This is a genomic window from Roseateles sp. P2_H4 (genome assembly GCF_056403315.1).
On sequence record NZ_JBFUFR010000008.1, the window covers coordinates 162,890 to 181,578 of the forward strand.

Annotated in this window: 17 protein-coding genes; 7 read left to right on the top strand and 10 right to left on the bottom strand. The window is 69.5% G+C overall.

Annotation, left to right across the window (positions count from 1 at the left end; all coding sequences use genetic code 11):
* The first annotated feature begins 2 nt into the window (after nucleotides 1–2).
* The 4 genes from gspD to AC1DW3_RS08730 all read left to right on the top strand — a co-directional run bounded on the left by gspD (nucleotide 3) and on the right by AC1DW3_RS08730 (nucleotide 5,661).
* Nucleotides 3–2,240 carry a type II secretion system secretin GspD gene (gspD, locus tag AC1DW3_RS08715; protein ID WP_477930517.1) on the top strand — a complete coding sequence of 746 codons (2,238 nt, stop codon included), beginning with the start codon at nucleotides 3–5 and terminating at the stop codon, nucleotides 2,238–2,240.
* Nucleotides 2,241–2,256: 16 nt separating this feature from the next.
* Nucleotides 2,257–3,672 carry a type II secretion system ATPase GspE gene (gene gspE / locus AC1DW3_RS08720; RefSeq protein ID WP_477930604.1) on the top strand — a complete coding sequence of 472 codons (1,416 nt, stop codon included), beginning with the start codon at nucleotides 2,257–2,259 and terminating at the stop codon, nucleotides 3,670–3,672.
* Nucleotides 3,673–3,674: 2 nt separating this feature from the next.
* Entirely contained in the window at nucleotides 3,675–4,886 is a 1,212-nt protein-coding gene (gene gspF / locus AC1DW3_RS08725; protein WP_477930519.1) for a type II secretion system inner membrane protein GspF, read from the top strand.
* A gap of 187 nt (nucleotides 4,887–5,073) precedes the next feature.
* Complete coding sequence (locus tag AC1DW3_RS08730) at nucleotides 5,074–5,661, top strand: hypothetical protein (RefSeq protein WP_477930521.1); 588 nt, start codon at nucleotides 5,074–5,076, stop codon at nucleotides 5,659–5,661.
* Here AC1DW3_RS08730 and AC1DW3_RS08735 read toward each other — a convergent pair.
* The 5 genes from AC1DW3_RS08735 to AC1DW3_RS08755 form a co-directional block, all read right to left on the bottom strand.
* Nucleotides 5,624–6,727, bottom strand: a complete 1,104-nt coding sequence (locus tag AC1DW3_RS08735) for a hypothetical protein (RefSeq protein ID WP_477930523.1) — start codon at nucleotides 6,725–6,727, stop codon at nucleotides 5,624–5,626. The two genes, AC1DW3_RS08730 and AC1DW3_RS08735, sit on opposite strands and share 38 nt — an antisense overlap.
* A complete protein-coding gene (locus tag AC1DW3_RS08740; RefSeq protein ID WP_477930524.1) occupies nucleotides 6,724–7,992 on the bottom strand; it encodes a hypothetical protein in 1,269 nt (422 codons plus the stop codon). The genes AC1DW3_RS08735 and AC1DW3_RS08740 overlap by 4 nt, the downstream gene beginning before the upstream one ends.
* Nucleotides 7,993–8,030: 38 nt before the next feature.
* A complete protein-coding gene (locus AC1DW3_RS08745; RefSeq protein ID WP_477930526.1) occupies nucleotides 8,031–8,705 on the bottom strand; it encodes an amino acid ABC transporter permease in 675 nt (224 codons plus the stop codon).
* The gene (locus tag AC1DW3_RS08750) at nucleotides 8,702–9,403 is read right to left on the bottom strand and encodes an amino acid ABC transporter permease (RefSeq protein WP_477930528.1); all 702 of its coding nucleotides are present in this window, start codon (nucleotides 9,401–9,403) and stop codon (nucleotides 8,702–8,704) included. Before AC1DW3_RS08750 ends, AC1DW3_RS08745 begins: the two co-directional genes overlap by 4 nt.
* A gap of 71 nt (nucleotides 9,404–9,474) precedes the next feature.
* Nucleotides 9,475–10,323, bottom strand: coding sequence for an ABC transporter substrate-binding protein (locus AC1DW3_RS08755; protein WP_477930530.1), 849 nt, complete (start codon nucleotides 10,321–10,323; stop codon nucleotides 9,475–9,477).
* 207 nt (nucleotides 10,324–10,530) lie between these two features.
* Between AC1DW3_RS08755 and AC1DW3_RS08760 the strand changes: the two genes are divergently transcribed.
* Entirely contained in the window at nucleotides 10,531–11,919 is a 1,389-nt protein-coding gene (locus tag AC1DW3_RS08760; RefSeq protein WP_477930532.1) for a pyridoxal-phosphate dependent enzyme, read from the top strand.
* Entirely contained in the window at nucleotides 11,916–13,094 is a 1,179-nt protein-coding gene (locus tag AC1DW3_RS08765; RefSeq protein ID WP_477930534.1) for a trans-sulfuration enzyme family protein, read from the top strand. Before AC1DW3_RS08760 ends, AC1DW3_RS08765 begins: the two co-directional genes overlap by 4 nt.
* Here AC1DW3_RS08765 and AC1DW3_RS08770 read toward each other — a convergent pair.
* Complete coding sequence (locus AC1DW3_RS08770; protein ID WP_477930535.1) at nucleotides 13,091–13,594, bottom strand: DUF3455 domain-containing protein; 504 nt, start codon at nucleotides 13,592–13,594, stop codon at nucleotides 13,091–13,093. The genes AC1DW3_RS08765 and AC1DW3_RS08770 overlap by 4 nt on opposite strands.
* A gap of 77 nt (nucleotides 13,595–13,671) precedes the next feature.
* Here AC1DW3_RS08770 and AC1DW3_RS08775 point away from each other — a divergent pair, with 77 nt between their 5' ends.
* Nucleotides 13,672–14,565, top strand: coding sequence for a 5'-nucleotidase (locus tag AC1DW3_RS08775; RefSeq protein ID WP_477930537.1), 894 nt, complete (start codon nucleotides 13,672–13,674; stop codon nucleotides 14,563–14,565).
* Here the strand turns inward: AC1DW3_RS08775 and AC1DW3_RS08780 are convergent.
* The 4 genes from AC1DW3_RS08780 to AC1DW3_RS08795 are packed head-to-tail and all read right to left on the bottom strand — an operon-like array spanning nucleotide 14,558 to nucleotide 18,622.
* Nucleotides 14,558–15,664, bottom strand: coding sequence for a HupE/UreJ family protein (locus AC1DW3_RS08780; RefSeq protein WP_477930539.1), 1,107 nt, complete (start codon nucleotides 15,662–15,664; stop codon nucleotides 14,558–14,560). The genes AC1DW3_RS08775 and AC1DW3_RS08780 overlap by 8 nt on opposite strands.
* Nucleotides 15,661–16,812 (bottom strand): hypothetical protein, encoded by a 1,152-nt coding sequence (locus AC1DW3_RS08785; protein WP_477930541.1) that lies wholly within the window; start codon nucleotides 16,810–16,812, stop codon nucleotides 15,661–15,663. The genes AC1DW3_RS08780 and AC1DW3_RS08785 overlap by 4 nt, the downstream gene beginning before the upstream one ends.
* On the bottom strand, nucleotides 16,809–17,078 hold the full coding sequence (locus tag AC1DW3_RS08790; RefSeq protein WP_477930543.1) for a hypothetical protein: 270 nt from the start codon (nucleotides 17,076–17,078) through the stop codon (nucleotides 16,809–16,811). The genes AC1DW3_RS08785 and AC1DW3_RS08790 overlap by 4 nt, the downstream gene beginning before the upstream one ends.
* An 11-nt stretch (nucleotides 17,079–17,089) precedes the next feature.
* Entirely contained in the window at nucleotides 17,090–18,622 is a 1,533-nt protein-coding gene (locus tag AC1DW3_RS08795; RefSeq protein ID WP_477930545.1) for a DUF4331 domain-containing protein, read from the bottom strand.
* Between the last annotated feature and the right edge of the window lie 67 nt (nucleotides 18,623–18,689).

The following is an 18,689-nucleotide window of genomic DNA, read 5'->3' on the forward strand; positions in this document are numbered from 1 at the left end:
TCATGAATCTCCAACGCACCGCCGTCGCGTCGGCCACCGCGCTCTCCGTGCTGCTGACCTCCACGGGCAACGCGTTCGCGCAGCCCGACAGCGCCACCGTGCAGCGCGGCCGTCCTGGCTCCGGCAAGGGTCCTGCCGTCCGCGCCAGCTCACCGGTCACGCTGAACTTCGTCAACGCTGACATCGAGGCCGTGACGCGTGCCATCGGCGTCATGCTGGACCGCCAGATCATCATCGACCCGCGCGTCAAGGGCACGATCACGGTCTACAGCGAGCAACCGGTGTCGGTGGCCGAGGCCTACCGCAACTACCTCGCCGCGCTGCGCGGCCTGGGCTTCACCGTCGTCGACACGGCGGGCCTGCTCAAGGTGCTGCCCGAGCCCGACGCCAAGATGCAGGCCGGCTCGGTGGCCATCGAGACCAGCACCGTCCGCGGCGACCAGATCCTGACGCAGATCTTCCGCATCCAGCACGAGAACGCGAACAACCTCGTCGCCGTGCTGCGCCCGCTGATCAGCCCCAACAACACCATCAACGCCAACCCGGGCAACAACAGCCTGGTCATCACCGACTACGCGGACAACCTGCAGCGCATCGCCAAGATCATCGCGGCGATGGACACGCCGGGCACCAGCGACATCGAGATCGTGCCGCTGAAGAACGCCGTCGCGGCCGACCTGGCGCCGCTGGTGCAGCGCCTGGCCGATGGCGGTGGCACCGTCGGCGCGGCCGTTCCGGGCCAGAGCAGCAGCGCCGTCAACGTCCTGGTCGACCCGCGCTCCAACGGCCTCATCCTGCGCGCCAGCAACCCGGCCCGCCTCGCGGCCGTGCGCTCCATGGTCGACAAGCTGGACCAGCCCAGCAGCGACGGTGGCGGCAACAACATCCGCGTCGTCTACCTGAAGAATGCCGATGCGGCCAAGCTGGCCACCGTGCTGCGCGCGGCCTTCGGCGCCGCCTCCTCGGGCGGCAGTGGCGGTGGCAGCTCCTCGGGCACTTCCAGCCTCAGCGGCAGCGGCACGCTGACCGGGGCGTCGCCCTCGCTGACCGGCGGCAACAATGCCAACGCAGGCGGCAACAGCGGCATCTCCGCGGCGGCCACGACGCCCCTCAGCGCCTCGGCCAGCCCCTCCACCGGCGGCTTCGTGCAGGCCGACCCGTCGACCAACTCCCTCATCATCACGGGCCCCGAACCGCTGTACCGCCAGGTGCGCGCCGTCATCGAGCAACTGGACGCGCGCCGTGCCCAGATCTACGTCGAGTCGCTGATCGTCAAGATCGACAACGCACAGGCCGGCCAGATCGGTGTGCAGTGGCAGAACCTGTTCGGCAGCAAGGGCGACTCCACCATCACCGGCGCCGGCACCAACTTCGGTTCCGGCCTGGCCAACATCATCAACGGCACGGTGGCCGTGGCCGGCGGCCGCACCGGCGTCGGCTCGGCCCTGGGCTCCGGCTCGGCCCCCGCAGGCCTGAACATCGGCATCCTGAAGAAGGTCGGCAACTTCTACACCCTGGGCGCCATCGCCAACTTCTTCGAGAGCCAGACCGGCACCAATGTGCTGTCCACGCCCAATCTGGTGACGCTGGACAACGAGGAGGCGCGCATCGTCATCGGCCAGAACGTGCCCTTCGTGACCGGCTCCTACGCCAGCGCCGGCGCGAGCACGGGCGGTACGGTCAACCCCTTCCAGACCGTGGACCGCAAGGACGTGGGCCTGACCCTGAAGATCAAGAGCCAGATCGGCGAAGGCGGCACCGTCCGCATGCAGGTCTACCAGGAGAATTCCAACGTCGTCTCGGGCATCAACAGCACCACCGGCCCGACGCTGGACAAGAGCGCCATCGAGACCAGCGTGGTCGTCGATGACGGCGACATGATCGTGCTGGGCGGGCTGCTGAAGGACGAATACACCGACGGCGACGACGGCGTGCCGGGCCTGTCCAAGATCCCGCTGCTGGGCAACCTGTTCAGCAGCAAGAGCCGCAAGCGCGTGAAGACCAATCTGATGGTCTTCCTGCGCCCCGTGGTGCTGCGCAGCGCCGACGGTGCCAGCCAGCTCAGCCTGGACCGCTACGAGAGCATCCGCGCCCTGCAGCAGAGCGGCCAGCCGCAGAAGAGCTTCATGCTGCCCGACACCGGCGCACCCGTGCTGCCCGAGCCCAAGACCGCGCCGTCGAACAAGGCCCTGCCGCAGCCGTCGCTGCAGACACCCCCGCAAAAGCAATCGCCGCAGTAAGCGAACCATGGCCGCGATCCGCCACCCCCTGCCCTATGCCTTCGCCAAGGCCAACACCGTGCTGCTGGAGGACGACGGCAGCACGCTGACGCTGTGGGCGCCGCCCGAGGTGGGCTGGGCGACGCTGTCCGAAGTGCAGCGCCTGTATGCGGTGGACCGGCTCGAATCCGAAGCCGTCACGTCGCTGGCCGAACGCATCAACGCCGCCTACGCGGGCAGTGAATCGAGCGCGGCCGTCGTCGTCGGCGAGGTCGAGAGCGCGGTGGACCTGTCGCGCATGATGCAGGACCTGCCCGCCGTGGAAGACCTGCTGGAGGCCGCCAACGACGCGCCCATCATCCGCATGCTGAACGCGCTGCTGACCCAGGCGGCCAAGGACGGCGCGAGCGACATCCACATCGAACCCTATGAGCGCGCCTCCTCGGTGCGCTTTCGCGTCGACGGCACGCTGCGCGAAGTGGTGCAGCCCAACCGCGGCCTGCATGCGGCGCTGATCTCGCGCCTGAAGATCATGGCCGAGCTCGACATCGCCGAGAAGCGCCTGCCGCAGGACGGCCGCATCTCGCTGCGCATCGGCGGCCGTGCCATCGACGTGCGCGTGTCCACCCTGCCCTCGGCCCACGGCGAGCGCGCCGTGCTGCGCCTGCTGGACAAGAGCGAATCCAAGTTCACGCTCGAAGGCCTGGGCATGGACGGCAATGTGCTGTCGGCCTTCAAGAAGCTGGTGCAGCAGCCCCACGGCATCGTCCTCGTCACCGGCCCGACCGGCTCGGGCAAGACGACGTCGCTGTATGCCTCGCTGCAGACCGTCGACACCAGCACCACCAACGTGCTGACCGTCGAGGACCCGATCGAATACGAGTTGCCCGGCATCGGCCAGACCCAGGTCAACGGCAAGATCGACCTGACCTTTGCCAAGGCCCTGCGCGCCATCCTGCGCCAGGACCCGGACGTCATCATGATCGGCGAAATCCGCGACTACGAGACCGCGCAGATCGCCATCCAGGCCTCCCTCACCGGCCACCTGGTGCTGGCCACGCTGCACACCAACGACGCACCCAGCGCCGTCACCCGCCTGACCGACATGGGCGTCGAGCCCTTCCTGCTCAGCAGCTCGCTGCTCGGCGTGCTGGCCCAGCGCCTGGTGCGGCGGCTGTGCCCCGTCTGCAAGCGCCAGGACGACCACGGCCGCTGGCACCCGGTCGGCTGCGACGCCTGCGTCCACACCGGCTACAAGGGCCGCACCGGCGTCTACGAGCTGATGGTGGCCGACGACGCCGTGCGCAGCCTCATCCACAACCGCGCGCCCGAAAGCCAGCTGCAGGCCGCCGCCGAGGCCACCGGCCTGCGCTCCATGCGCGAGGACGGCGAGCGACTGATCAATGCCGGCGTCACATCGCTTGAAGAAGTGCTGCGCGTGACGCGCGAATAGCCGTGCCCGCCTACAAATACGAAGCCCTCACCGACGCCGGCCGCCAGAGCAGCGGCCTGATCGAGGCCGACAACCCGCGCGCCGCACGCGCCATGGTGCGCGCGCAGGGATTGACGCCGCTGAGCATCGAGGTCGTGCAGCAGCACGGCGCCCAGGAGAGCAGCCGCTTCACGCGCCGCGTCTTCAGCCCGACGGCGCTGGCCGTCTGGACGCGCCAGCTTGCCGGCCTGGTCGGCTCGGGCCTGCCCATCGAGCGCGCATTGACCGCGCTGGCCGACGAGAGCGAGGACAGCAAGCAGCGCGAGCTGATCAGCCAGCTCAAGGCCGAGGTCAATGCCGGCTCGGCCTTCGCCCGCGCGCTGGCCTCGGCACCGCGCGAGTTCGACGAGGTCTACCGTGGTGTCGTCGCCGCCGGCGAACAGAGCGGCGCGCTGGGCCAGGTGCTGGAGAAGCTGGCCGACGACCTGGAGGAACGCCAGGACCTGAAGGCCAAGCTCATCGGCGCCATGGCCTATCCGGCCATCGTGTCCTTCATCTCGGTGCTCATCGTCATCTTCCTCGTCACCTATGTGGTGCCGCAGATCGCGACGGTGTTCACCAGCTCCAAGCGCGCCCTGCCCGCGCTGACGGTGGCCATGCTGGCCGTCAGCGACTTCGTGCGCAGTTGGGGCTGGGCCATGCTCGCCGTCCTCGTCGCCGGCGCCGTGGCACTGCGCTACGCGTTGAAGGCACCGGCCTTCCGGCTGCGCTTTGACGCCGGCATCCTCGGCCTGCCGCTGGTCGGGCGCCTCGCGCGGGGCTACAACGCGGCCCGCTTCGCCGGCACGCTGGCCATGCTGGCCGGCGCCGGCGTGCCCATCCTGAAAGCCCTCCAGGCCGCGGCCGAGACCCTGTCCAACCGGGCCATGCAGGCCGATGCGCTGGACGCCCTGGTGATGGTGCGCGAAGGCGCGCCGCTGGGCTCGGCCCTGGCGGGCAAGAAGCGCTTCCCCGGCATCCTGGCCATGTTCGCCCGCCTGGGCGAGCAGACCGGCCAGCTGCCCGAGATGCTGGGCCGCGCCGCGCGCCAGCTTAGCGTCGAGGTGCAACGCCGCTCGATGGCCGCAGCCACGCTGCTGGAGCCGCTGCTCATCGTCGCGATGGGGGCGGTGGTGCTGCTCATCGTGCTGGCGGTGCTGCTGCCGATCATTCAGCTCAACACCTGGGTGAAATAGATCACCCCTACGCGCTGACGTGGACCCCTCAAGTGGGCTGAGCCCAGACACAAACAGTCCTGAGGACTGTTTGCGCCTGGCGAAGGACAAGGCCTCTGGCCTTCGCAACTCGCGGCTGACTGGCAAAGCCGGATCAACCCGAGTCGCTCGACGAGATGCGGCGCCAGGCGCGCATCCACATGGCGCAATGCCCTCCAGATTTCCTGCGCTGCTGACATTGACGGTAAGCGCGGGCGTCGTCGCGTGGATGGGTTGGCGCTGGTGGCCGCACTGGGGGCTGGCCTTTGCCGTCGAAGACGCGCCGCTGGCCTGGTGGCAGGCGGCGCTGCTCGTTGCCAATGCGAGCGCAGCGGGCGCGCTGGCCTGCGTGCACGCAGCCATCGGTGAACGACCGCACGCCGTGCGCTGGTGGACGCTGCTGGCCCTGGGCATGGTGTTCGCAGCGCTGGACGAGCGCTTCATGGCCCACGAGGCCGTGCAGGACTGGCTGGAGTTCGACAGGGGCGTGCCACGCCGCTGGGCCCAGGGCGTCATGCTCGTCTATGCGCTCGGCGGCCTCGCGCTGCTGCGCGCCGTGTGGGTGGCAGGCAGCTCGACGCTGCGGCGTTGGACCATCGCCGCCCTCATCGCCGGCGCCGCCGCCATCGCCCTGGACCTGACTTTTGACACCATCGCCATGCAGATCGTCGAGGAGTGGCTGGAGGCCCTCGCCGAGACGCTGCTGCTGGCCGGACTCTTCAGCGAACTGGGCAGCGCGGCGAGCCGGAAAGGCTGAGCGGCGGCAGCGACATCCGCTGCTGCTGTGCCTTCAGCAGCTCGGCATCCACCCAGGCCCGACTGCCCCAGGCATCGCCCAGCTTGCGCTGCGGCAGATTGCCTTTGGCATCGGGCTCGGCCAGAGATTCCGGCTCCCAGAACTCGTAGCGACTGGCACGCAGCCGCAGCGCCGGGAGTCCGCCAGCGCCGGGCCAGCTCAGGTTCAATTCGCCGCGTTGCGCCTCGGTCTCTCCTGGGGCGGCGGCCTGCCGCTGCACCACCGCGCCCAGCGCCCAGGCCGGGTTGGCGAGGGCCAGCATCGCCCACACCGGCGGCTCCGCCGCGCCGGACCAACGCAGTTCGACCCAGCTTTCGCAGGCCGCACCGGCGCCACCCCAATGCAGTCGCTGCAACCGCGCTTCGAACAGGCCGGCAGGGCTGACCACCCAGACGCGCGGCGCGCTGCCCTCGGCCTGGAAGGTCGCCCTCAGCGCGACGTCTGCCAGCTCCTGCGGCCAGACGCCATCGCGCAAGCGCCATTGCACCGCCCAGCCGAGGGCAGACGCCGCATCCATCCACAGCTGCGCCGTGTTGTCGTCGATGCCGATGCGTGCCACCGTGTCGGCACCTTCGCGCCGGTAGGCGGCCACGCCTTCCTTGACCGCAGGCCCCGCGATGACCCAGGCGGCGGCCCAGCGATCGGCGCCGTCGGAATCGGCCACTTGCCATCGCCGGCTCAAGTCCGGAGACGGCCCGCTTTCCGCCCAGCCCTGACGGGCCAGCCACTCCGTCAGCGGTGCCTGCAGCCAGTCGGGCATGACGGGCGGCGGCGGCGTGACATAGATGCCGTCACCCGGCCCGCTCCAAGGTCGCGACAGCGCGGCATGCAATGGCGGTGTCCAGAACCACTTGCGATAGACCTGCAAATGCAGTTGCAGCGCCGCCTGGCCGCGATGACGCACCTCCAGCGGTGCAGAGAAGTCCGCCAACGCCCGCTTGGCCTGCGCCTGCAGATCAGGCAGCGTGGCGGCAGCTGCACCGCCTCCCAGCATGACGGCCAAGGCCGCGACGAGCAGCCGCCTCATGTGCAGGTCGCCAGGTTGTAGCGCGACAGCACGCGCCACCAGCCCTGCTCGTTGGCTTCGAGCTGGTAAAGGTCTTCGGCATACAGGTTGTCGACTCGATGCAAATAGGCTGGCTTCCAGCCATCAGCCAGCATGCCCGCCGGGTCCAGCCATGGCGCCTGGCCGACCGTCCTGTGATCGGTGCTGACGACGGTGCGCAGGTCCGGCACCCCATCGCCATCCAGATCGACGCTGGCATCGACGCGATGGGCGAGCCAATCGCCGAAAGGGTTGGCACGCAGCCGCGTCTGCTTCTGCGGCGTCACGCGCGCCCGCGCGGCATCCACCGGAGCCGTGGTCGCCAGCACAGCCAGGATGCTGCCGCGCACCGGCTGCGGCAGCACGATCTCGGCCTGGCTTTGCAGATCGTCTGGTTTGTCGCTGGCACCGCAGGCGTCGCTGCCGTAGGTGGCGCGCCGCAGCACGGCGGGCAGCAGACCCGCTTCGGTGACGACCCAGACCGGCAGGCGCAGCCGCAGGTCGAGTTGAGCCACGCGGCGCTCCTCGTCAGTCAATGCACGGCTCAGATCGGCCTCGAGCGCAGCGTCATTCCAGCGCGCCTGCACCGCCAGGCCGCGCGCCTTGGCGATCTCATACAGATCGGCCAGTGCAGCGGCGCTGCGCGCGTCGTAGCGGACACGGTAGACCACGCCTTCCGCATCCCGCGCCTTCAGGCGGCTCACCAGCGGACCACCGGCGAAGCCGGCCAGCAACGTGCCGGGTTTGAAGAAGGACGCCGAGGGCGCCTGGCCGCCCCAACGACCCAGGCCCAGGGCCGTCATGCGCGCCGGGTCAAGCTGGAACTCGGTGCTGCTGCGCGCGGCCAGCTGCAGGTTGATGACCGTGCTCGGCGGGTGGCTCAGCACCTCGGCCGGCTGGCGCCCAAAGTCCCGACTCAAGGCCCTGCGCATCTGCCGCGACTGCTCGTACTCGGCCAACAGAAGCTTCTGCCAGGCAGGCACCTCGGGATCCTTGGCATCGCGCCGTTGAACCCCGAGCTTTTCCAGCAGGCCGGCGTGATCACCCCAGGCATGCAGGGAGGGCGTCAGCGTGAAATGTCGGCGCAGGGCCGCGAACTGGGCCGTGGCGGACTGCAGGCTGGGCTTGGCGACCAGAGTCGCCTTCGTGAGGTCAGCCTCGGCCTGGGCCAGCGCCGCCGAAGGCTCGGCCGCAGCGTGGCCGGCCAGCGTCAATGCCAATGCGCCAAAAAGACCTGCCAATTGCATAGCTCTCCCTGTCTCTTCGGGCCGCATTGTGGGCCCGGTCAGCGGGCCAGCCGCCCCTCAGCGAGCCGCGCCGCACGCGTCAGCCCGAAGCACATGACGAAGTAGCAGCCCGCCAGCGTCAGATAGATCTCCACCGGTTTCACCAGCACCTGGGCGTTGATCTGGTTGGCGATGAAGGACAGCTCCGAGAGGCCAATGATGGTGCCCAGCGACGTCTCCTTGATGGTGGCGACGAACTGGTTGATCAGCGAGGGCAGCATGTGGCGCAGCGCTTGCGGCAGCAGCACCGAGCGCAGCGCCTGAGCGCGCGTCATGCCCAACGACATCGAGGCCTGCAACTGGCCGCGCGGCAAGGCCTGCAGGCCGGCGTGCACGATCTCGGCGAGGTAGGCCGCATCGAAAAGGATGAGGGCGACCAGCATGGTGCTGAACTGGTCGGTCTTGTGGCCGGTCACCGTGGGCAGGAAGAAGTAGGCCCAGAACACCACCATCAGCAGCGGCGTGCCGCGGATGACCCAGACCCAGCCCGTCACCGGCAGGCGCAGCCAGCGGTTGGGGCTGAAGCGGGCCAGGCCCAGCAGCACACCCAGCGGCAGCGCCAGCACCAGGCCCAGCGTGGCCAGGATGACCGTCAACGCCAGGCCACCCAAGGGCCCATGTGGGTACTGGCCGACGAGGAAGTAGAGCCAGTAGGTGTCGACCAACTCAGTCATCGCCTGGCCCCCTGCGGCGACACCGCATGCTGTGCCCATTGCGCCAGGCCCGTCAGCACCAGTGACACCGACAGATAGGCGACTGTCACCAATGCAAAGGTCTCGAAGCCACGGAAGCTCGCCGACTCGACGCGCTGGGCCTGGGTCATCAACTCGGCCGCGCCGATGACGGTGGCGATGCTGGTGTTCTTCCAGAGATTGAGGGTCTGCGACAGCAGCGGCGGCAGCGTGATGCGCAGGGCCTGAGGCAACACGACGAGGCGCATGCCGGCCAGGAAACTGAAGCCCAGGGCCATGGCCGCGTCGAGCTGCGCGCCCGGCACGGCACGCACGCCGGAGCGGATGTCCTCGGACATATAGGCCGCCGTGTACAGCGTGAGGGCCGCCCAGGCGCTGAAGACCTCGATATTGCCGGCATAGAGTTTTTCCTTGATGCCGGCGGGCAGCAGCTCCGGCACGCCGAAGTACCAGAACAGCATGTGCACCAGCAGCGGCACACAGCGCACCGCCTCGACATAGGCTTCACCGGCGACACGCAGCGGCGCCCAAGGCGACAGGCGCAGCAGCGCGATGGCGATGGCCAGTGGCAACGCGGTCAGCAGCGTCAGGCCGGTCAGCAGCACCGACAGGCGCAGGCCTTCCAGCAGCCAGGTGAGGTAGTCGCCCTGCAGCAGCGGGGCAAAGGACAGGACGGGCATGAGGTTCACCGACAAACAAGACAGCCGCCGGCCCTCGTGAGGCGGCGGCTGCGATCAATACGACGAGTGACTTAGCTTTCGACCCTGTCGCTGTCGATCTTGAAGGTGCGCTTGGGGAACTTCAGGCGCGTGTCGGGGCCGTACCACTTCACGAACAGCTTGTCGGCGTCGCCGCCCTTCTCCAGGCCGGTCAGCGCGGCATCGACCTCGGCCTTCAGGCGCTTCTCGCCCTTGCGGATGCCGATGGCCAGCGGTTCGACGCTGATGTTCTGGTCGAGGATGCGGTACTGGCTTGAGGCCGCGCCGAGCTTGGCGTGCTGGTCCAGCAGCGAGACCTCATCGTTGACGAAGGCCACGCCCTTGCCCTGCTGCAGCGCCTGGAAGGCCTGCGGGCCGGTGTCGAAGGTGACGACGTCGACCTGCGGCACGGCCTTGCGGATATTGGGTTCCTGCGTGCCGCCCTTGATGGTGACGACCTTCTTGCCGCTGAGCGAGGCCACGTTCTGGATGCCGCTGTCGGCCTTGACCAGCACCTTCTGGCCGGTGACGAAGGTCGTCAGCGAGAAGTCGATGACGGCCTCGCGCTCCTTGTTGTGGGTGAGGGAGGCGGCCAACAGGTCGACATGGCCCTGCTGCAATTCGGGGATGCGCGCCGCGACGGCGAGCTGCTTGATCTGCAGCTTGACGCCGAGCTTGGCGGCAATGGCGCGGGCCAGGTCGACCTCGTAGCCGATGATTTCGCGCGTCTTGGGATCGATGAAGCTGTTGGGCTCGTCGGTGCCGAGCACGCCGACGACGAGCTCGCCCTTTTTCTTGATGTCGTCGAGCTGGTCGGCATGGGCGATCTGTGCGGCCTGAGCGGCGAGAAGGCCGGTGGCGATGAGGGCCTGGGTCAGCAGGCGGCGGGAGAACGAAGACATCTGGCTTCCTTGTGGGATCAACGTGACGTCATGCTAGGAATCGCATAAGCCGCCGTGAACGACGTTTTTCGCATTTGCTTGTGCAGCGGGACTCGCTCGAAAACAGCGCTTGCTCATGCGAAAAATGGGATTGCCGACGAAGCCTGCCTTCGTATCCTGCGAGGTCTAGCCTAAATTGGCCGCGCCCGACCCGCGGCCCGACTCGTCATGACCGCTCGACTCCCGCTCGAGGCCCGCCCCGCCGTGCTCGACCTCATCGGCAACACGCCGCTGTTGCCCGTGCAACGCCTGGACACCGGCCTCTGCCAGCTCTTCCTCAAGCTCGAATCCCAGAACCCCGGCGGCTCCATCAAGGACCGCATCGGCCTCGCGATGATCGAGACGGCCGAACGCGAAGGCCTGCTCAAACCCGGCGGCACCGTCGTCGAAGCCACCGCCGGCAATACCGGCCTGGGTCTGGCGCTCGTCGCGCGCGCCAAGGGCTACCAGGTGGCCCTGGTGGTGCCCGACAAGATGTCCGCCGAAAAGGTGCTGCAGCTCAAGGCCCTGGGCGCCCAGGTGCACCTGACGCGCTCCGACGTCGGCAAGGGCCACCCGGCCTATTACCAGGACGTGGCCGCCCGCCTGGTGCGCGAGATCCCCGGCGCCTGGTATGCCGACCAGTTCAACAACCCCGCCAACCCGCTGGCGCACGAGACGACGACGGCGCCCGAGATCTGGCAGCAGATGGGCCACGACGTCGACGCCATCGTCTGTGGCGTCGGCTCCGGCGGCACCATCACCGGCCTGARCCGCTACTTCCAGCGCGTGCAACCGGGTGTCGAGATGGTGCTGGCCGATCCGGTCGGCTCCATCCTGAAGGACTACATCGACACCGGCAAATTCGGTGACGCCGGCTCCTGGGCCGTGGAAGGCATCGGCGAGGACTTCATCCCGCCCATTGCCGACCTCGGGCCGGTCCGCACCGCCTACAGCATCAGCGACGCCGACAGCTTCGGCACCGCCCGCGAGCTCTACCGCGCCGAGGGCATCCTGGCCGGCTCGTCCACCGGCACGCTGCTGGCCGCGGCCCTGCGCTACTGCCGTGAGCAGACCACGCCGAAGCGCGTCGTCACCTTCGTCTGCGACACCGGCACGCGCTATCTGTCCAAGGTCTACAACGACCATTGGATGTTCGACCAGGGCCTGTTGACGCGCCCACGCCTGGGCGACCTGCGCGACCTGATTTCGCGGCCGGTCACCAGCGGCGGCGTCGTGTCCGTCGGGCCGGACGACACGCTGCAGACGGCCTTCTCGCGCATGCGCCAGGCCGATGTGTCGCAGCTGCCGGTGCTCGACGGCGGCCGCCTCGTCGGCCTGCTGGACGAGTCCGATCTGCTGGCCCGCCTGCATGCCGATGCGGCTGCGTTCGGCGCCCTGGTGCAGAGCGCGATGAACACCGACGTCATCACGCTGGCACCCACCGCCTCACTCACCGAACTGAACGAGCAACTGCGCCGCGGCCTCGTGGCCGTCATCGCGGACGACGCCGGCTTCCACGGCCTTGTCACCCGCTTCGACCTCATCAACCATCTGCGCAAGGAAGTCACGCGATGAGCAACAACGACACCCGCCTGGACTTCAACACCCGCGTCATCCACGCCGGCCAATCGCCCGACGCCGTCACCGGCGCCGTCATGCCGCCCATCTCGGTCAGCTCCACCTACCGCCAGCACGGCCCGGGCGAGCACACCGGCTACGAGTACGGCCGCACCCACAACCCGACCCGCCAGGCCTGGGAGCGCGCCGTCACCGACCTCGAGGGCGGCGCCCAGGCCTATGCCTTCGCTTCCGGCCTGGCCGCGATGGCGACGGTGCTGGACACCCTGCCGGCCGGCTCGCACATCGTTGCGGGCGACGATCTCTACGGCGGCAGCTATCGCCTCTTCGAGCGCGTGCGCAAGCACAGCGCCGGCCTGCGCGTGAGCTATGTGGACAGCCGCGACACCGAGGCGGTGCGCGCCGCGCTGCAGCCCGACACGAAACTGATCTGGATCGAGACGCCCAGCAACCCCTTGCTGCGCCTGAGCGACCTGGCCGCCATCGGCAAGCTGGCCCGTGACCACGGCGCGCTGGCGGTGGCCGACAACACCTTCGCCAGCCCCTGGGCGCAACGCCCGCTGGAGCTGGGCTTCGACCTCGTCGTGCACTCGGCCACCAAATACCTCAACGGCCACAGCGACGTCATCGGCGGCATTGCCGTCGTCGGCGGCGAGCCTCGCCAGGCCGAGTTGCGCGAGAAGCTCGAATTCCTGCACAACGCCGTCGGCTCTGTGTCCGGGCCCTTCGACAGCTTCCTGGCGCTGCGCGGGCTCAAGACCCTGGCCCTGCGCATGGAGAGACACAACGCCAGCGCCGCCGAATTGGCCGCGTGGTTGAGCGCGCAGCCCCAGGTCGAACGCGTGCTCTACCCTGGCCTGGAAAGCCATCCGCAGCACGCCCTGGCCAAGCGCCAGATGCGCGGCGGCGGCGGCATGATCAGCGTCGCGCTGAAGACCGACCTGGCCGGCGCGCGCCGCTTCCTGCAGCGTGTCGAGCTGTTCACGCTGGCCGAAAGCCTGGGCGGCGTCGAGAGCCTGATCTCGCTGCCCGCCTTGATGACCCATGCCTCCATCCCGCCCGAGACGCGGGCGCGCCTGGGCATCACCGACTCGCTGGTGCGCCTGTCGGTCGGCATCGAGGCCACGGACGATCTGCGGCGCGACCTCGCCACCGCGCTGGCCGTGATCTAGCGGTAGAAGTAGTAGGTCGCCGTGTAGGTGACGCGCACGACCTGGCCTGCCGCCGTGCAGGCCTCGGCGGGCGCGACGCCACCGACCGTCGCGACGCGCTGGATGCTCTTCGTCGTGCTGAAGACGCCGCTGCCGCCATTGCTCTTGGCCGCGAGCAGCAGCCAGGGGATGGCCTTCGCGTCCGGGCCCGGGTCGCGGGCCTTGACCTCGCCGACGACCGTGCTGCCATCCAGCCCCTCCCAGGTCGGACCGGCGTAATGCTTGCCCAGCGGCCGCCCCGCGCGGTCGGCCAGCGTGGCCTCGGGCGCCTTGAAGACCCAGGCGGTGCCGCTGCCATCGGCCTTGGCCTGGCATTCGTAGATCTGCCAGCCCTGGGCCAACGCCTCGAGTTGCAGTTCCTGTCCGGCAGGAGGCTGCAACGCGGCGGGCACCTGAGGCGGCACCGGCTTGCTGGCGCAGGCGGCGAGGATGGGCAGCAGGGCAAGGGCAGCAGCGCGCATGGGCAGGTCTTTCGAGTTGAAAACGCGACGAGTCTAGGAAGGCGTGGCCCGGGCGTCGAGCCCTATCATCGACGGCCATGCCAGCCAGTCTCTCCGGTCAACTCGTCGTCGCCATCTCCTCGCGCGCCCTCTTCGATTTCGAGGCCGAGAACGAGGTCTTCGAGGCCGGCGACGACCATGCCTACATGGCCCTGCAGCAGCAGCGCCTGGACGAACCGGCCCCGCCCGGCGTCGCCTTCTCGCTGGTTGAGAAGCTGCTGGCCTTCAATGCCGGCGGTGCACCCCAGGTCGAGGTCGTCGTGCTGTCGCGCAATGACCCGATCTCGGGCATGCGCGTGTTCCGCTCGGCCAAGCACTACGGCCTGCCCATCGAGCGCGGCGTGTTCACGCGCGGCGCCTCGCCGTGGCGCTATCTGAAGCCGCTGTCGGCCCAGCTCTTTTTATCCACCAACGAGGCTGACGTGCGCCAGGCCCTCGGTGCCGGCGTGGCCGCGGCGCGCGTGATGCCGCTGGCGGCGCGCGCCTCGGCGGCCCACCCCAAGGAGCTGCGCATCGCTTTCGACGGCGATGCCGTGTTGTTCTCCGACGAAGCCGAGCAGGTCTTCCAGCGCGATGGCCTGGCCGCCTTTCGCGAGCACGAGCTGCAACGCGCCCATCTGCCGCTGCAGGCCGGGCCCTTCAAGCCGGTGCTGGAGGCCCTGCACCGCCTGCAGCAGTCCCGCGCCAGCGGCATGAAGGTACGCACCGCCCTCGTCACGGCGCGCAGCGCGCCGGCCCATGAGCGCGCCATCCGCACGCTGATGGACTGGCAGATCGAGGTCGACGAGGCCATGTTCCTCGGCGGCCTGGCCAAGGGCGAGTTCCTGCGCGAGTTCGAGCCCGACTTCTTCTTCGACGACCAGGTCGGCCACATCACCAGCGCCGCGGCCCATGTGCCGGCGGGCCATGTGGCCATGGGCATCGCTAGCTGATCAAGGCAAGGCCGAGGCTGCGCTCAGCAAGCCACACCAGGGCCAGCGCGGCAACGGCGCTCGATCCGGCCGGCACGATCCAGCGCCGATAGGCCGCGCGCCCGCGCAGCAGCAGCGCCGGGGGCAGCAGCACGGCGACGACGACGAGCTGCCCCAGCTCGACACCCAGGTTGAAGCCCAGCAAGGGCAGCACGAGTTCGCTGCCGCGCAGGCCCAGGTCCTTCAGCGGGCCGGCGAAGCCGACGCCGTGGACGAGGCCGAAGAGACCCACCATGCCCCAGCGCGGCCCCGGCACGAAGGGTCGCAGGTTGTCGATCGCGGCGAGCAGCACGGTCAAGGCGATCAGCGACTCGACGACGGCGGCCGGCGGGTTGATGGCGCCGCTGGCTGCCAGCGCCAGCGTGATGGAGTGGGCCAGCGTGAAGGCGGTGACGAGCTTGAGCGTCTCGGCCAGCGCGGCGCGGCCGCTGGCACGCGGTGCCCAGCCCCTGCCCTCGCGCCGCCAGACGGCGACGAGCAGCAGCGTGATGAGGAAGAGCACATGGTCCAGGCCGCTGGCGATATGGGCCATGCCTTCGATGACGAAGCCGCCGAAGCCACGGCTCTCGAGGTTGAGGCGCTGCGGGCCGGCGCCGGGCGTCAACACCAGCGGTTCGCCGGTCGCGCCTACGAGGCGGGCGAGGCCGCGGTGGGCGGCGTCGGTGGTGGCGAAAAGGCGGTAGTCGATGTCGAGTTCATGCACGGGCGCCGCGCAGTGCCAGTGGCTGATGAGCACGGCATGCGTGCCGTCGCTGTGCTCGTCGAGCTGCGGCTGGTCGCGGCCTTGCAGCGCGCAGGCCGCGCCATCGGCCGTGAAGCGCAGGCCGGCGTCGGCCAGGGCCTCGATGTCGGGCCAGCGCTGGCGCACCTCGCCCCAGCTCAGGTTGCCGTCGCCGTCGGCGTCCAGTGCGAGGTCGCGGTCGAGGTCGCGCAACGCGATGTCCAGGCGCTGCTCGACGGCCGCACCGTCGACGCGGTAGACGAGATAGGCCTCGCTGGCCTGGTGGGCGTGGGCCGCGCCGCACAGCAGCAGCGCCAGCCCCGACAAGCAACGGATCACGGCGCAAAGCTCCGATCAAGGGCGGCAAGGCGTGCATCCTGCCAGCCCTTGTCGCGCAGCACGCGCGCCAGCTGCTGGCGCGTCGCATCGCCGTCACGGCCAGCGGCCAGCGCCGCACGCAGCAGCAGCACGGCGTCGACCGGCTCGCGCTGCATCGCCCAGTTCAGCTGCGCCAGGCGCAGCGCCTCGCGCGGCTGCTGTTCGACGTCCAGCGCAAAGCGGGCCTGCTCGCGTGCATGCTTGCCCGGTTCGCGGCGGTCGGCGGCAGCCAGGCGCTCGCGCATCAGGGCGGCCGGCGTCGACGCATCGCGGCCGAGCTGGCGCAAGGCGATGACCTGGCGCAGCAGCAGCGCGTCGGCCTCGGCATCGGGGCTGCGCTCAACCAGCACCAAGGCCTCGGCCGCGCGCTGGCGTGCCAGCAGCCAGTCGGCCAGCGCGGCGCGCGTGTAGACCTCATCCTCGCCGGCCAGCGCGGTGCGGTAGAGGACCGGGGCCGTGGCCTCGTTGCCGAGGCGTTCGGCCAGCTCGGCACGCATCAGCGCCAGCCACGGCGCCATCGATCGGCCCGGGTTCAGCTGAGCCAGAGTTTGCTCGGCACTGGGGCCCTGGCCGGACAGGCTGGCCAGCTCGGCCAGGCAGGCGGTGGCAGGCAGCGTCGCCAGGGGTTGCAGCTGCTCGCACAGGGCGCGCGCCTGCGGCAGTTCGGCGCGCAGCTGGTGCAGCGCGGCCGCATCGAGCAGGGCCTGGGCGCGGTGGTCGGGCGCCAGGTCGGCGCGCGCCAGCAGGCGCTTCAGCTCGGCCAGGGCAGGCTCGAACTCGTGCCGCGCCTGCAGCACACGGGCGCGCAGCAGCACGGCCTCGGCGGGCGCCTCGGCCTGTGTCCACCAGGGCGCGAGCGCCGCCTGCGCGGCACCGAGCTCGCGAGGGTCGCCATGCACGCGGGCGCGTTGCAGGGCCGCCCGCGCGGTGGCGACGGCCAGCGGCAATTGCGCCGGGTCGCGCGCCAAGGCCGCACGACGCGCGCGCTCGGCGGCGTCAATGCGGTAGGGCAGGCGCTGCACGATCTCGGCGTCGCCCTTCGGCACGAAGGGTTCAGCCGAGACCGCCAGCGGGAATGCCGCCAGCAACAGCGCGATCAGGCGCCTCACAAGCTCACGGGCTCTTCGGTTTCGCTGACCGACACCGCCACCGTCGGCAGTGTCAGCGCCTCCGTGGTCTCGTCGTCGGCCTTCTGCGCCTTCAGATAGCTCACCAGGGCCGTCGACGAAGCCACCGCGCTGTCGGGCACCGCGGTGGGAGCCGGCGGCGGCGGGGGCGGCGGGCCGATGATTTCGGTGTCGCTGTCACTGCCGCCACAGGCGGCGAGCACGATCACGGCACCGACGGCAACCGCGGCAGTCTTGCGGGTCAACATGGCGGCCCCTTTCACTTGGTGCCCGGAATGGGCGTGTTGAGATAGGGGAAGCCGCTCAGCAGCGGCACGACGGCCTGGTCGACCGCGTCATGCAGCTTGAAGCTGGTGGCGCCCAGGGGCACGGCGCTGGGCTTGCAGGCCGCGCCGAAGCCGAGCTTGTCGGTGTCGCCATTGGCCACGCACAGGCCGCCCATGACGGCCACCAGCGAGATGTCGACGACGTCGTCCTTGGGTCGACGGCCATTGGGGAAGCCGGCGTTGTCATTGCCCGCGGCCAGGATGTTGCCGACGATGCCCAGGCGGTTCTGCTGGGCGAAGGGCACGGCGGCGATGGCCGTGTTCAGGCGCAGCATCTCCGAGGCCGTGACCGTCTTCTGCTGGTTGACGCCCTTGATGCCGGTCAGGAAGGTCGTGACCAGGTCGTTGCGCGGGAAGTTGGTCGGCGCCGTGTTGGGCAGGGCCAGCGCGATCTCCAGCAGGGCCGGCAGCGTCGGGTTGGTCACGTAGTCGGCGAACTGGCCGTCGCCCGAGGGCTTGGACGAGTTGAACTTGTCCTTGTCCTTCAGGCCGATGACGACCTCGTTGACCAGGGGCATGCCCAGGCGCGAGACCTGCACCCAGGCGCCGCCGGCCTTCTCGCTGGCCTGGTGGCCACTGCCCGGCTTGGGATCGAGCAGGCGGCCCTGGCGCAGGCTGGCCGTCGTCCAGCCGCCGATGACGTCGTCGGTGGCCGTCTTCAGGCAGTCCTTGTGCACTTCCAGCGCCAGCGTCGTGACGTTCTTGTCGCCGATGACGTTGGGCGCCGCATTGATGAGGCTGGGGTCGGTGATGACCGAGACCGGCGCGTTGACCAGGTCGAAGATGGTGCCGAGGTTGACGGCAAACGGGTCCTGGCGCTGGCCGACGAAGACCTTGGCCGGCGTGCTGCARCCGGGGATGTTGACCGGGTAGACATGCTTGGCCGCGTAGGCCGCGTAGTCGGCGATGGTCTTCTTGCCGATGTTGTCGACCGGCTTGTCGAAGGTCGTCGCGCCGCTGGTGGCGTGCGCAACCGCCTGGGCCGTGCCGCTGCGGCGGTCGCCGCGCACCACCGTGACCGTGTAGCTCTCGTTGAGCTGCAGGCTGGCGTCCTTGACATTGGCCACCACGCCCGACTGGATCAGCGGAATGCCGACCATCTTGCCGCCGACGCTCAAGGACGTGCCGGCACCGCTGTTGGACAGGGTGTTCTTGAAGCGGAACTGGAAGGTGATGTGTTCCTTGGCATCACCGACGTTGTCGACATGGATCTCGTAGAGCGCATTCGGGTCCATCGAGAAATAGTTCGGGCCGCCGTAGCCGTCCTGCAGCGGCTGGTAGTTGGCGATCAGCGTCACGTAGCCGGCGCGGCCGGTCTCGTAGCTGTTGAACATGTAGAAGTCCGTCGCGTCGACCTTGGGCACGGTCGTGATGAAGGGGGCTTCGCGGTGGCTGGAGGCCTGGGCCGCAGCGGCCAGGCAGAGCAGGGCAACGCCCAGGGCGCTGCGGGTGAGACGAGCTTTCATCGAGGGCATCCTGTATGGCAATGCCGGCATGGCATCTGGGCGGTGTTACGCGCCCAGTCGCCCTCCG

Bases quoted from the DNA above. Each gene is read 5' to 3' on its own strand.
- AC1DW3_RS08740 (WP_477930524.1), bottom strand. From the start codon at position 7,992: ATGCAATTGGCAGGTCTTTTTGGCGCATTGGCATTGACGCTGGCCGGC.
- AC1DW3_RS08775 (WP_477930537.1), top strand. From the start codon at position 13,672: ATGCCAGCCAGTCTCTCCGGTCAACTCGTCGTCGCCATCTCCTCGCGC.
- AC1DW3_RS08730 (WP_477930521.1), top strand. From the start codon at position 5,074: ATGCCCTCCAGATTTCCTGCGCTGCTGACATTGACGGTAAGCGCGGGC.
- AC1DW3_RS08735 (WP_477930523.1), bottom strand. From the start codon at position 6,727: ATGAGGCGGCTGCTCGTCGCGGCCTTGGCCGTCATGCTGGGAGGCGGT.
- AC1DW3_RS08790 (WP_477930543.1), bottom strand. From the start codon at position 17,078: ATGTTGACCCGCAAGACTGCCGCGGTTGCCGTCGGTGCCGTGATCGTG.
- AC1DW3_RS08755 (WP_477930530.1), bottom strand. From the start codon at position 10,323: ATGTCTTCGTTCTCCCGCCGCCTGCTGACCCAGGCCCTCATCGCCACC.
- AC1DW3_RS08770 (WP_477930535.1), bottom strand. From the start codon at position 13,594: ATGCGCGCTGCTGCCCTTGCCCTGCTGCCCATCCTCGCCGCCTGCGCC.
- AC1DW3_RS08750 (WP_477930528.1), bottom strand. From the start codon at position 9,403: ATGCCCGTCCTGTCCTTTGCCCCGCTGCTGCAGGGCGACTACCTCACC.
- AC1DW3_RS08765 (WP_477930534.1), top strand. From the start codon at position 11,916: ATGAGCAACAACGACACCCGCCTGGACTTCAACACCCGCGTCATCCAC.
- gspD (WP_477930517.1), top strand. From the start codon at position 3: ATGAATCTCCAACGCACCGCCGTCGCGTCGGCCACCGCGCTCTCCGTG.
- AC1DW3_RS08745 (WP_477930526.1), bottom strand. From the start codon at position 8,705: ATGACTGAGTTGGTCGACACCTACTGGCTCTACTTCCTCGTCGGCCAG.